This window comes from Leifsonia lichenia, from assembly GCF_054780215.1.
The window spans coordinates 63,379-76,676 of the sequence record NZ_BAAGWT010000006.1 but is presented as its reverse complement, the minus strand read 5'-3'; the positions used below and the strand labels follow the sequence as shown (position 1 = coordinate 76,676).

Sequence of the window (13,298 nt, the reverse complement as noted above, 5' to 3'; positions counted from 1 at the left end):
GCGTCGATGGTGGTGTCTCCTGGCCTGGACATGGTGGCCGGGATCGCCCGCAGCCCGGCAGCGATGAGATCGTTGGCGAAGACCACATCCGGGGCCATGGTCGCGGTCAACACGGTCGCCGCTCTCGGCCTCGCGGCGAGCATCGGCGGCATGGCGAACGCGCTGACCCAGATCAAGCAGGCCAACGGTCGCATCATCCCCCGGATGGAGGCGGGGCTGCTCGCGGCGAAGAACGCCGCAGCGCTCCTGCCCACGATCACCGCGTACGACATCGAGCGCTGCATCGACAGACACCGTCTGCACGTCCACCAGAACGTCGACGTGGACGCCGTCCGGGAAGTCGACGAACGCGTCGACCGCCACATCGTGCGGGTCGCACAACTCAGCCAGGGCATCACCCAAGCCGTGCACCACACCCTCGAACAGGACGCGCACTGGGCGATGACCTTCGGACACGATCGGTAGACGACGCGTCTCATCTCGGGGAACCACGGCTAGCCGCGCCCACTAAACTTGGGTCTCGTGTCTGAAACCTCCGAAATCTCCGAAGCCTCCGTGGAGGCGGCGGTCGCGTCGGCTCTCGCGGCGATCGACGCCGCGGCCGACTCGGCGGCGCTCAAGGTCGTGCGTGCAGAGCACACGGCCGAAGGCTCGCCGCTCGCGCGCCTGAACGCCGCCATCCGCTCCGTCCCCAACGACCAGAAGGCCTCGGCCGGAAAGCTGGTCGGGCAGGCGAGAGGCACGGTCAACCAGGCGTTCGCGGCCAAGGAGGCCGAGATCGAGCGCTCGGAGAACGCGGCCAGGCTCGCAGAGGAGACGCTCGACGTCACCGCCCTCCCGTCGCGCTGGACGCCGGGCGCCCGCCACCCGCTGTCGCTGCTGCAGGAGCGCATCGCCGACGTGTTCGTCGGCATGGGCTGGGAGCTCGCGGAGGGACCGGAGCTCGAGAGCGAGTGGTACAACTTCGACGCCCTCAACTTCGACGAAGACCACCCTGCGCGCGCCATGCAGGACACCTTCTTCGTCGAGCCGACGAACGCGCACCTTGTGATGCGCACCCACACGTCTCCCGTGCAGCTCCGCGCGCTCCTCGGAAACGACCTGCCGGTGTACCGCATCGCGCCGGGCCGGGTGTTCCGCACCGACGAGTTCGACGCGACGCATCTTCCCGTGTTCCACCAGACGGAGGGCATCGCCGTCGACAAGGGGCTGACGATGGCGCACCTGCGCGGCACGCTCGACCACTTCGTCAAGACGCTGTTCGGCGATGAGGCGAAGGTGCGCCTGCGTCCCAACTACTTCCCGTTCACCGAGCCGAGCGCCGAGCTCGACCTCTGGCACCCCACCTTCAAGGGCGGAGCGCGCTGGATCGAGTGGGGCGGCTGCGGCATGGTCAACCCCAACGTGCTGCGCTCCGCGGGGATCGACCCTGAGGTCTACTCGGGCTTCGCGTTCGGGATGGGCGTCGAGCGGGCCCTGATGTTCCGCAACGACGTCAAAGACATGCGTGACATGGCCGAGGGCGATGTCCGGTTCTCTCAGCAGTTCGGAATGGTGGTCTGATGCGCGTCCCCCTGAGTTGGCTCGGCGAGTACGTCGACCTCGAGCCGGGAACAACGCCGGAAGAGGTCCACGCGGCCCTCGTCTCGGTCGGTCTCGAAGAGGAGGAGATCCACTCGTTCGAGATCTCCGGTCCCGTCGTGGTCGGCGAGGTGCTCGACTTCATCGAGGAGCCGCAGAGCAACGGCAAGACCATCCGCTGGTGCCAGGTGCGCATCGCGCCGGACGGCGAGAAGGCGGCGGACGGCGGAGACGCCGTGCACGGCATCGTCTGCGGCGCCCGCAACTTCTTCCCCGGCGACAAGGTGGTGGTGACTCTGCCTGGCTCCGTGCTGCCCGGCCCGTTCCCCATCGCCGCCCGCAAGACATACGGTCACGTCTCCGACGGCATGATCGCCTCCGCCCGCGAGCTCGGGCTCGGCGACGAGCACGACGGCATCCTGCGCCTGGCGACCCTCGGGCTCGACCCGGAGGTCGGCGCGGACGCGATCTCGCTGCTCGGTCTCGACGACACCGCTGTCGAGGTCAACGTGACCCCCGACCGCGGATACGCGTTCTCGATCCGCGGCATCGCCCGCGAGTACTCGCACGCCACCGGCGCTGCGTTCCGCGACCCGGCGGCCGCCGCGGGCATCCTGCCCTCCGGAGCGCACGCGCACGGGTTCAGTGTCGCCATCGACGACCGCGCCCCGATCCGGGGCCGCTCCGGCGCGACGGTGTTCGTGACCCGCGTCGTCCGCGACGTCGACGGCTCCCGTACGACACCCGCGTGGATGATCGCCAGGCTCAAGCTCGCCGGCATCCGCTCCATCTCGCTCGTCGTCGACATCACCAACTACGTGATGCTCGAACTCGGCCAGCCCATCCACGGCTACGACCTCGACAAGCTGCGCGGCGGCATCGTCGTGCGCAGGGCGCACCCCGGCGAGACGCTGGTGACGCTGGACGACCAGACGCGCACGCTCGACGAGGAAGACCTCGTGATCGCCGACGACTCGGGGCCGATCGGCCTCGCGGGCGTGATGGGCGGCGCATCCACCGAGATCGGCTCCGGCACCAGCAACGTGCTGGTCGAGGCAGCCAACTTCGACCCGGTGTCGATCGCCCGCACCGCGCGCAGGCACAAGCTGCCGAGCGAGGCGTCCAAGCGCTTCGAGCGCGGCGTCGACCCTCGCGTCGCCGTCGCGGCGGCCGGACGCGTCGTGCAGCTTCTCGAACAGCTCGCAGGCGGGCACGCCGACGAGCTCGGCTCCGTCCTCGACGCCGCAGAGGCGCCGGAGGCAATCCGCCTGCCTGGCACGTACATCGCGTCCCTCGTCGGCGTCGCGTTCACCGACGACGAGGTGCGCGGAGCGCTCGCCGAGATCGGCGGAGCCGTATCGGAGGACGGTGCGGATCTGCTCGTCGTTCCGCCGACCTGGCGCCCCGACCTGCGCGACAAGTCGGACCTCGCGGAGGAGGTGGCGCGCATCGTCGGCTACGACCGCATCCCGTCCGTGCTGCCCGTCGCGCCTCCCGGTCGTGGGCTGACCCGCGAGCAGAAGCTGCGTCGCGCCGTCGTGCAGACGCTGGCGGACAACGGGGCGACGGAGATCCTCGCGTTCCCGTTCGTCAGCGAGAAGGCGAACGATCTGTTCGGCTCGCCGGTCGCCGGCGGCGTTTCGGCGGTCAAGCTGGCGAACGCACTGGATGCGACGGCACCGTACCTGCGCACCGCGCTGCTCCCCGGCCTGGTCGACGTGGCGAAGCGCAACCTCGCCCGCGGCCTGGTCGACCTGAGCATCTACGAGCTCGGCACGGTCTTCCGTCCGTCTGGCGACGCCATCGGCAGCGAGACGCTCCCGCCCGGGGCGGTCCTTCCGTCGGATGAGGTGCTTGCGGGTCTCAACGCGGGCATCCCGGACCAGCCGCGCCACCTCGCCGGTCTCGTGCTCGGTCACGCCGTGCTCAAGCAGCCTGGTCAGGAGGCGATCGCGGCCGGTGTCGCCGACGCGCTCACCATGGTCGCGCAGACGGCTGCCGCGCTCGGCCTGGAGGTCGACCCCGTGCAGAGCACGCACCAGGCGATGCACCCCGGCCGCACGGCGCAGCTCGTCGCCAGGGGCGCGGACGGCGTCGGCGTGCCGGTCGGCTACGCGGGCGAACTGCTTCCCGCTCTGGCCGAAGAGCTCGACCTGCCCCGCGTGGTCGCCGTGTTCGAGCTCGACCTGGATGCGCTGATCGCGGTCGCTCCCTCCGACATCGTCGCCGGAACGATCGCCGGGTTCCCCGCCGCCACCCAGGACCTCTCGCTCGTCGTTCAGCAGGAGATCCCGGCCGGCGACGTGAAGCGCGCGGTGAAGGACGGCGCCGGGCCGCTGCTGGAGCACATCCGGCTGGTCGACGACTACCGGGGCCAGGGCATCCCGGCCGGAAGCAAGAGCCTGACGTTCGCGCTGCGCTTCCGCGCAGACGACCGCACGCTCACCGCGGCCGAGGCCTCCGAGGCCAAGCTGGCGGGTGCGGCTCGTGCCGGCAAGCTGTTCGGAGCCCACATCCGCGATTGAAAATCGGCGCGCTCCTCGTGTGAAAAGCGCGGTCCCCCTCGCGGGGACCGCGCTTTTCGCACGAATCGTGCGCCGGAGCGCGCGTGAGCGGCGAAGGTGAGCAGGAGCGGCGGGTGCGCGATTGGTGGGGCGCTGGCACGGGGCGATATGGTTGGCCCATGCTTTCAGTTCGGTGCAGTGAGGACACGCGCTCGGCTTCCGCCGCCCGCGCCATGCGCCGACGCCTCCGCGACCGCCGAATCTAGGCGGCGCTGGCGCGACCCTGTGTGCGAGGGGACCGTGGGTGCCGCCTTCATCGAGGCCCCTGTCGTCCACTCAATAAGGTAGAAGCATGACTTTCCAGGTAGCCGTAGCCGGAGCATCCGGCTATGCGGGAGGAGAGCTCCTGCGGATCCTCGCCGGTCACCCCGACTTCGAGATCCGCACCGTCACGGCGCATCAGAACGCCGGGCAGCCGCTCATCGCCCACCAGCCCCATCTCCGTTCCCTCAGCCACCTCACCCTCGTCGAGTCGACGGCGGAGAACCTCTCCGGTCACGACGTGGTGTTCCTCGCCCTCCCGCACGGCAAGTCCGGCGAGATCGCGGCCCAGCTCCCCGCCGACACGGTCGTCGTCGACTGCGGCGCAGACCACCGGCTGGAGAGCCCGGAGTCGTGGGCGGCGTTCTACGGCGGCGAATACTTCGGTTCGTGGGCGTACGGCGTCCCCGAGCTCCCGGTCGGCACTGCGCAGGACGGGTTCGGCAAGCAGCGGGATGCGCTGGCCGGGGCCACCAGGATCGCCGCGCCCGGCTGCAACGCCAGCGCCGTCTCTCTCGCGCTCGCGCCCGGCATCGCGGCCGGACTGATCGAGGAGGAGGACATCGTCGCCGTCCTCGCGGTCGGGCCGTCCGGCGCGGGCAAGAGCCTCAAGCCGATGTACCTGGCCAGCGAGATCCTCGGCTCCGCCAACCCGTATGCGGTCGGCGGAACGCACAGGCACATCCCGGAGATCCAGCAGAACCTGCGAAAGGCCGGGGCCGCGCATCCCACGGTCTCGTTCACTCCTGTGCTGGTGCCGATGTCGCGGGGCATCCTGGCCACGTCGACGGCTCGCCTCAAGCCGGGCGTCACGGCCGAGCGGGTGCAGCAGGCGTGGGAGGCGGCGTACGCGGGGGAGACCTTCGTGCAGGTGCTCCCGGCGGGAACGGTGCCGCGCACCGCTGACGTGCTCGGCGCGAACACCGCGCTGATCGGCGTGGCTGTCGACCACGAGGCCGGTCGTATCGTCACGGTCCTGGCTCTCGACAATCTCTACAAGGGGACGGCCGGAGCGGCCATCCAGTCGGCCAACATCGCCCTGGGTCTCGAAGAGACCGCGGGCCTGACCGTGAACGGAGTGGCACCGTGAGCGTCACAGCAGCATCCGGATTCGCCGCAGCGGGCGTCGCCGCCGGCCTCAAGGCCAGTGGGAAGCGCGACCTCGCGCTCGTGCAGAACCTCGGCCCGCTCAGCGCGGCCGCCACGGTGTTCACCACCAACAGGTGCCAGGCCAACCCCGTGATCTGGAGCAGGGAGGTCATCAAGGACGGCGTGGTCTCCGCGATCGTGCTCAACTCCGGTGGCGCCAACTGCTACACCGGCGCGCAGGGCTTCCAGACCACGCACGCCACCGCAGAGGCCGTCGGCGAGCGGCTCGGCGTCTCGGCCGGAGACGTCCTCGTCTGCTCGACCGGGCTGATCGGCGACCAACTCGACCTCGCCAAGCTCACGGCCGGTGTCGCCGAGGCCGGCGCTGCGCTCGCGGCGGATGCGAGCTCGGCCGACGCTGGGCTCGCCGCCGCGGAGGCCATCATGACCACCGACACCATCCCGAAGCAGGCAGAGCACCGCTCACCTGCGGGTTGGACGGTCGGCGGCATGGCGAAGGGCGCTGGGATGCTCGCGCCGGGCCTCGCCACGATGCTCGTCGTCATCACGACAGACGCCGTGCTCGACTCCGCCCAGTTGGATGCGGCGCTCAGAGCAGCGACGCGCGTCACCTTCGACCGGCTCGACTCGGACGGCTGCATGTCCACGAACGACACGGTCGCGCTCCTCGGCTCGGGTGCCAGCGGCGTCGCAGCGGACGAAGCAGAGTTCGCCGCAGCGCTCACCGGGGTGTGCCGGAGCCTGGCCGAGCAGTTGCAGGCGGACGCGGAGGGCGCATCCCACGACATCGCCATCGAGGTGGTCAACGCGGCCAGCGAGGACGACGCGGTCACCGTCGGACGGGCCGTCTCCCGCAGCAACCTGTTCAAGGCCGCGATCTTCGGCAACGATCCCAACTGGGGTCGCGTGCTCGCCGCGGTCGGAACGACGGATGCGGAGTTCGACCCGTACGGGATCGACGTGGCGATCAACGGCATCCAGATCTGCACGGCGGGGGAGCCCGACCGGCCGCGCGAGCTCGTCGACCTCACGCCGCGCGCCGTCCGCATCCTGATCGACCTGCACGCAGGTGTCGAGACGGCGACGATCCTGACCAACGACCTCACGCACGACTACGTGCACGAGAACAGTGCGTACGCGAGCTGACATGAGCGACGAGACGACAGCAGAAACAGAGGCCGACGAGCGGCGGGACGCCACCGCCAAGGCGGAGACGCTCATCGAGTCGCTTCCCTGGCTGAAGCGCTTCCACGACCAGATCATCGTCGTGAAGTTCGGCGGAAACGCCATGGTCAGCGAGGAGCTGCAGCACGCGTTCGCCGAAGACATGGTCTACCTGCGCTACGCGGGCATCCGGCCGGTCGTCGTGCACGGCGGAGGGCCGCAGATCTCGGCGATGCTCGACAGGCTCGGTATCGAGTCGGAGTTCCGCGGCGGCTACCGGGTGACGACGCCGGAGGCGATGGATGTGGTGCGCATGGTGCTCACCGGCCAGATCAACCGAGAGCTCGTCAGCAGCATCAACAAGCACGGGCCGCTCGCGGCGGGGATCTCCGGTGAGGACGCCGGGCTGTTCCAGGGTCGCAAGCGCGGCACGGTCGTGGACGGCGTCGAGGTGGACCTCGGGCTCGTCGGCGACGTGATCGGCGTGAACCCCGAGGCAGTGCACGCCCAGCTCGACGCGGGGCGAATCCCGGTGGTGTCGTCGATCGCGCCGGACATCGACGACCCCGGCCACTCGCTCAACGTCAACGCGGATGCGGCCGCTGCCGCGCTCGCCGTCGCCCTCGGAGCCGCGAAGCTCGTAATTCTGACCGACGTCGCCGGTCTGTACAGCGACTGGCCGAACCGTGACTCGCTGCTGTCGAAGATCGACGCGTCCGAGCTGCGCGCCCTGCTGCCGTCGCTCGAGTCCGGCATGATCCCGAAGATGTCCGCCTGCCTCGACGCCGTCGACGGCGGCGTCGCGAAGGCCGCGATCATCGACGGGCGCATCCCGCACTCGATCCTGCTCGAAGTCTTCACCCAATCGGGGATCGGAACGGAGGTGGTGCCATCGTGAGCACCAGCACGACCACGGACTGGACCGACCGCTTCGGCCACACGATGATGCGCACCCTCGCCACGCCCAAGCTGATGCTGGCGCGCGGGGACGGCTGCCGCGTCTGGGACGTCGACGGCAACGAATACCTCGACTTCCTCGCGGGGATCGCTGTCAACTCGCTCGGCCACGCGCATCCCGTGCTGGTGGATGCGGTCAGCCGCCAGATCGCAACCCTCGCGCACGTCTCCAACTACTTCGCCACCCCGCCACAGCTCGAGCTCGCCGAACGCCTCACGCGGATCACCGGGGCGGGCGACTCCGGGCGGGTGTACTTCTGCAACTCGGGAGCCGAGGCGAACGAGGCGGCGTTCAAGCTGGCACGACTGAACAGGTCCGGCGGGCGCCGCACGCGCGTGCTCGCGCTGAACAACGCCTTCCACGGCCGGACGATGGGGTCTCTCGCGCTCACCGGCAAGCCGCCGATGCGCGAGGCGTTCGAGCCCCTGCCTGCCGGGGTCGAGCACATCGACACCACGATCGAGGCGCTGGAAGCGGCGATCGACGACCGCGTGGCCGCGCTCTTCGTCGAGCCGATCAAGGGCGAGGCCGGGGTCATCGACCTGCCGGCCGGGTTCCTGAAGCGCGCCAGGGAGCTCACGGAACAGCACGGCGTGCTGCTCGTCATCGACGAGATCCAGACCGGGGTCGGCCGCACGGGACGCTGGTTCGCCTACGAGCACGCCGGCATCCTCCCCGACGCCGTCACGGTGGCCAAGGGCATCGCCGGCGGGGTGCCGATCGGCGCGCTGGTCACCTTCGGCTGGGCGTCCGAGCTGTTCTCGCAGGGCCAGCACGGCTCGACCTTCGGCGGCAACCCGCTCGCGACCGCGGCGGGCAACGCCGTGCTCGGCGAGATCGAGCGCGCCGACCTGGTCGGCAATGCCGAGCGCCGCGGCGAGGAACTGCGCGCGATCATCCGCGCATACGACTCCCCGCTGATCGGCGAGGTGCGCGGCCAGGGACTGCTGATCGGCATCGGCCTGACGGAGGGGGATGCGCACCGCCTGTCGGATGCGGCCATCGCCAACGGCCTCATCATCAACGCCCCCAACGAGTCCAGCATCCGGCTCGCCCCTCCGCTGATCGTCGGCGACGAGGAGGTCGCCGGGTTCCGCGAGCGATTCGGCCGAGCCCTCGCCTCCATCCACACCACAGGAAAGAAATCATGACCAGGCATTTTCTGCGCGACGACGACATCACCCCCGCCGAGCAGGCCGAGATCCTCGACCTCGCGGCCCAGCTCAAGAAGGACCGCTTCGGCGCCAAGCCGCTCGCGGGTCCGCAGACGGTCGCCGTGATCTTCGACAAGTCGTCGACGCGCACGCGCGTCTCGTTCGCCGTCGGCATCGCCGACCTCGGCGGCAGCCCGCTGATCATCTCGACGGCGAACAGCCAGCTCGGCGGCAAGGAGACGCCGTCCGACACCGCGCGGGTGCTGGAGCGCATGGTGTCGGCCATCGTCTGGCGCACGTACGCCCAGGCCGGGCTGGAGGAGATGGCGAAGGGCACCACCGTCCCCGTCGTCAACGCGCTCTCCGACGAGTTCCACCCGTGCCAGATCCTGGCCGACCTGCTCACCATCCAGGAGAAGCGCGGTTCGCTCGCCGGGCTCACGCTCACTTTCTTCGGCGACGGCGCGAGCAACATGGGCCAGTCGTACGTGCTCGCCGGGGTGACGGCCGGGATGCACGTGCGCATCGCATCCCCAGCCGACTACGCGCCGAGCGCAGCGGTGATCGCGGACGCGAACGCCATCGCCGCGCAGACCGGGGGCTCCGTGACGCTGTTCACCGACCCGAACGAGGCGGCGGCCGGCACCGATGTGATGATCACCGACACCTGGGTGTCGATGGGCAAAGAGGACGAGAAGGCGGAGCGCATCGCCGTCTTCGGCGGCTACCGTGTCGACGCCGACCTCATGGCGCTCGCCGAGCCGGACGCCCTGTTCATGCACTGTCTTCCCGCCGACCGTGGCTACGAGGTCACGGCCGACGTCATCGACGGCCCTCAGTCGGTCATCTGGGACGAGGCGGAGAACCGCCTGCACGCCCAGAAGGCTCTGCTGGTCTGGCTGCTCGCGAAGAACGCCGCTTAGCGGCACTCCCTAGAATCTTTACGAACCACAAGCTGAAGGAGAATCATGGCGGAACGTGTTGTTCTCGCGTACTCGGGCGGTCTCGACACCTCGGTCGGCATCGGCTGGCTGAAGGACGCGACCGGTAAAGAGGTCGTGGCCCTTGCGGTCGACGTCGGACAGGGCGGCGAGGACATGGAGGCCATCCGTCAGCGCGCGCTCGACTGCGGTGCTGTCGAGTCCGTCGTCGTGGATGCGAAGGACGAGTTCGCCGACGACTACATCATGCCGGCACTCAAGGCCAACGCCCTCTACCAGAAGCGCTACCCGCTGGTGTCGGCGCTCAGCCGCCCGGTGATCGCCAAGCACCTCGCGCAGACCGCCAAGGCGCTCGGCGCAGACAGCGTGGCCCACGGATGCACGGGCAAGGGCAACGACCAGGTGCGGTTCGAGGCAGCGGTCGCCGCTCTCGCCCCCGAGCTCACTTCGCTCGCTCCCGTGCGCGACTTCGCGCTCACCCGCGACAAGGCCATCGTCTACGCGGCGGAGCACAACCTCCCCATCGAGCAGTCGAAGAAGTCGCCGTACTCGATCGACCAGAACGTGTGGGGTCGCGCCGTCGAGACCGGCTTCCTCGAAGACCCGTGGAACGCCCCCATCGAGGACCTGTACACCTACACGCAGGACCCGAGCGTGACCCGCGAGCCAACCGAGGTCGTCATCTCGTTCCGCGAGGGCATCCCCGTCGCGATCGACGGCAAGCCGGTCACCCCGCTCGAGGCCGTTCAGCTGATGAACACCGTCGCGGGCGGCCAGGGCGTCGGCCGCATCGACATCGTCGAGGACCGCCTGGTCGGCATCAAGAGCCGCGAGGTCTACGAGTCTCCCGCCGGCATCGCGCTGATCGCGGCCCACGAGGAGCTCGAGAACATGACCGTCGAGCGCGACGTCGCCCGCTACAAGCGCACGGTCGAGGCCAAATGGTCCGAGCTCGTCTACGACGGCCTCTGGTTCTCCGGCCTGAAGCGCGCCCTCGACGTCTTCATCGACGAGACCCAGAAGTACGTGAACGGCGACATCCGCCTGAAGCTGCACGCCGGCTCCGCCGTGGTCACCGGGCGTCGCAGCGACACCAGCCTGTACGACTTCAACCTGGCGACATACGACACCGGCGACACGTTCGACCAGTCGCTCGCCAAGGGCTTCATCGAGCTGTGGTCGCTGCCGAGCAAGATCTCGGCCCGTCGCGACCAGGCCCAGTAGGGAGTACGGTGTCTGATCAGAACGATCAGCCGGCCGCAGGCAACCGCGCCGGCGAGGCAGGCGCCCTCTGGGGCGGCCGCTTCGCCGGCGGGCCGTCGCCGGAGCTCGCGGCGCTGAGCAAGTCCACCCAGTTCGACTGGCAGCTCGCGGCGTACGACATCGCCGGTTCCCGTGCGCACGCCCGCGCCCTCGCGGCAGCGGGCTACCTCGCGCAGGAGGAACTCGACGGGATGCTCGCCGCCCTCGACAGGCTCGACGCCGATGTCGCCTCCGGCGCCTTCACGGCGCTGGAGACCGACGAGGACGTGCACTCCGCGCTGGAGCGCGGCCTGATCGAGCGGGCAGGGACGGAGCTCGGCGGCAAGTTGCGCGCCGGTCGCAGCCGCAACGACCAGATCGCGACCCTGGTGCGGTTGTACCTGCGCGACCACGCCGGGGTCATTGCCGAGCGGCTGATCGCCCTGATCGACGCCATCGCGGCTCAGGCGGACGCGCATCCATCGGCCATCCTGCCTGGCCGCACGCACCTGCAGCACGCGCAGCCGGTGCTGCTGGCGCACCACCTGCTGGCGCACTGCTGGCCGCTGGTGCGCGACCTGGAGCGCCTGGCCGACTGGGACAAGCGCGCAAACGTCTCGCCGTACGGCTCAGGAGCCCTCGCCGGTTCCACTCTGGGGCTCGACCCGCTGCTGGTCGCCCGCGACCTCGGTTTCGCGGCCAGTTCGGAGAACTCGATCGACGGAACGGCGGCCAGGGATGTCGTCGCCGAGTTCGCGTTCGTCTGCGCCCAGATCGGCGTCGGCCTGTCGCGCTTCGCGGAGGAGATCATCCTCTGGAACACGCGCGAGTTCGGCTTCGTCACCCTCGACGACTCGTACTCGACAGGCTCGTCGATCATGCCGCAGAAGAAGAACCCGGACATCGCGGAACTCACCCGCGGCAAGGCCGGACGCCTGATCGGCAACCTGACCGGGCTGCTCACCACGCTGAAAGGCCTCCCGCTCGCGTACAACCGCGACCTTCAGGAGGACAAGGAGCCGGTCTTCGACTCCGTCACGACGCTGGAGGTCGTGCTGCCGGCGTTCACCGGAATGGTGGCGACGCTGCGCTTCCACACCGACAGGATGGCCGAGCTCGCACCGCAGGGGTTCTCCCTCGCGACGGATGTCGCGGAGTGGCTGGTCAAGCGCCGTGTGCCGTTCAGGGACGCCCACGAGATCACGGGCAACCTCGTCAAGTTCGCGGAGGAGCGCGGTCTGGAGCTGAGCGACGTCGACGACGCCGGTCTCGCATCCGTGTCGCCGCTGCTGACCCCGGATGTGCGCGAGGTGCTGACCATCGACGGCTCCGTCGCGAGCCGCGACAACGTCGGCGGCACGGCTCCGGTGCGCGTCGCCGAGCAGCTCGCCGCGCTCACCGAGCGGGTGCGGGTGCTGACCTCGGCGTTCGTGGCGGCCAGAAGGGACCTCGGCTGATGAGCGGTTCGCGTCCGGACAAGAAGTCCCCGAAGTATCCGTGGATCATCCCCGCCATCGTCGTGGTGGCGAGCCTGGTGATCGTGGTCGGGCTGATCGTCACGCTCGCCGTCGGCGGCCGGATCTTCTGACGGCGCGCTCTGCGATGACGGACGGCGCATGACGGACGGCGCATGACGGACGGCGCATGACGGACGGCGGCCAGGAGGAACCGACGGACGGGCTCTACCTGCCCGACCGCGAGTTCTTCCTGGCGTCGTCCATCGCGGTCGCCCCTCGGCTGCTCGGCGGCGTCCTCCGGCACGAGTCGCCGGAGGGTGCCGTCTCGCTCCGCATCACCGAGGTCGAGGCGTACATCGGCGACGGTCTCGACCCCGGCTCGCACGCCTTCCGCGGGCGCACCAAGCGCAACGCGGTGATGTATGGGGAGCCGGGCCACCTCTACGCGTACTTCACCTACGGGATGCACGTCTGCGCCAACGTGGTCTGCTCGCCGCCGGGAGAGGCCTCCGCCGTGCTGCTGCGCGGGGCGGAGGTCGTCGAAGGCGAGGCGCTGGCGACGCTGCGCCGCTCCGGGCCGGCCGGCCGCGCCGTGCCGCCGCGCGACCTCGGCAGGGGACCTGCTCGTCTCGTCGTCGCCGCGGGCATCACCCTCGCCGACGACGGAGCCGACCTCTACGCCCCGCCGTTCTCGCTGCTGCTGCCGCGCATCCCGTTGCCGCACGAGACCGGTCCGCGCACCGGGGTCTCCGGCGCAGGAGGGGGAGCGGCGTTCCCGTGGCGGTACTGGCTGCCGGGGGAGCGCTCGGTGTCGCCGTACAAACGGCACCCGAAGGCGCACGACTAGGGCGTGGCCCACTGGGCGG

At 70.0% G+C, this 13,298-nt stretch carries 12 protein-coding genes; all 12 read left to right on the top strand.

Annotation, left to right across the window (positions count from 1 at the left end; translation table 11 throughout):
* Nucleotides 1-96: 96 nt before the first annotated feature.
* Nucleotides 97-465: a hypothetical protein gene (locus ACYVGI_RS12810; RefSeq protein ID WP_460632999.1), complete on the top strand. Its 369-nt coding sequence runs from the start codon at nt 97-99 to the stop codon at nt 463-465.
* A gap of 57 nt (nt 466-522) precedes the next feature.
* A complete protein-coding gene (gene pheS / locus ACYVGI_RS12805) occupies nt 523-1,563 on the top strand; it encodes a phenylalanine--tRNA ligase subunit alpha (protein WP_460632998.1) in 1,041 nt (346 codons plus the stop codon).
* Nucleotides 1,563-4,106: a phenylalanine--tRNA ligase subunit beta gene (pheT, locus tag ACYVGI_RS12800; RefSeq protein ID WP_460632997.1), complete on the top strand. Its 2,544-nt coding sequence runs from the start codon at nt 1,563-1,565 to the stop codon at nt 4,104-4,106. Before pheS ends, pheT begins: the two co-directional genes overlap by 1 nt.
* 331 nt (nt 4,107-4,437) lie before the next feature.
* On the top strand, nt 4,438-5,496 hold the full coding sequence (gene argC / locus ACYVGI_RS12795; RefSeq protein WP_460632996.1) for an N-acetyl-gamma-glutamyl-phosphate reductase: 1,059 nt from the start codon (nt 4,438-4,440) through the stop codon (nt 5,494-5,496).
* Entirely contained in the window at nt 5,493-6,662 is a 1,170-nt protein-coding gene (argJ, locus tag ACYVGI_RS12790; protein ID WP_460632995.1) for a bifunctional glutamate N-acetyltransferase/amino-acid acetyltransferase ArgJ, read from the top strand. Before argC ends, argJ begins: the two co-directional genes overlap by 4 nt.
* Nucleotide 6,663: 1 nt before the next feature.
* Complete coding sequence (gene argB, locus ACYVGI_RS12785) at nt 6,664-7,578, top strand: acetylglutamate kinase (RefSeq protein WP_460632994.1); 915 nt, start codon at nt 6,664-6,666, stop codon at nt 7,576-7,578.
* Entirely contained in the window at nt 7,575-8,789 is a 1,215-nt protein-coding gene (locus ACYVGI_RS12780; RefSeq protein ID WP_460632993.1) for an acetylornithine transaminase, read from the top strand. Before argB ends, ACYVGI_RS12780 begins: the two co-directional genes overlap by 4 nt.
* Nucleotides 8,786-9,715: an ornithine carbamoyltransferase gene (argF, locus tag ACYVGI_RS12775; protein ID WP_460632992.1), complete on the top strand. Its 930-nt coding sequence runs from the start codon at nt 8,786-8,788 to the stop codon at nt 9,713-9,715. The genes ACYVGI_RS12780 and argF overlap by 4 nt, the downstream gene beginning before the upstream one ends.
* Before the next feature lie 45 nt (nt 9,716-9,760).
* The gene (locus tag ACYVGI_RS12770) at nt 9,761-10,957 is read left to right on the top strand and encodes an argininosuccinate synthase (RefSeq protein WP_460632991.1); all 1,197 of its coding nucleotides are present in this window, start codon (nt 9,761-9,763) and stop codon (nt 10,955-10,957) included.
* A gap of 8 nt (nt 10,958-10,965) precedes the next feature.
* Nucleotides 10,966-12,432 (top strand): argininosuccinate lyase, encoded by a 1,467-nt coding sequence (argH, locus tag ACYVGI_RS12765; RefSeq protein ID WP_460632990.1) that lies wholly within the window; start codon nt 10,966-10,968, stop codon nt 12,430-12,432.
* Nucleotides 12,432-12,563, top strand: a complete 132-nt coding sequence (locus ACYVGI_RS12760) for a hypothetical protein (protein WP_460632989.1) — start codon at nt 12,432-12,434, stop codon at nt 12,561-12,563. Before argH ends, ACYVGI_RS12760 begins: the two co-directional genes overlap by 1 nt.
* Nucleotides 12,564-12,619: 56 nt before the next feature.
* Nucleotides 12,620-13,279: a DNA-3-methyladenine glycosylase gene (locus ACYVGI_RS12755; RefSeq protein ID WP_460632988.1), complete on the top strand. Its 660-nt coding sequence runs from the start codon at nt 12,620-12,622 to the stop codon at nt 13,277-13,279.
* Nucleotides 13,280-13,298 lie beyond the last annotated feature (19 nt).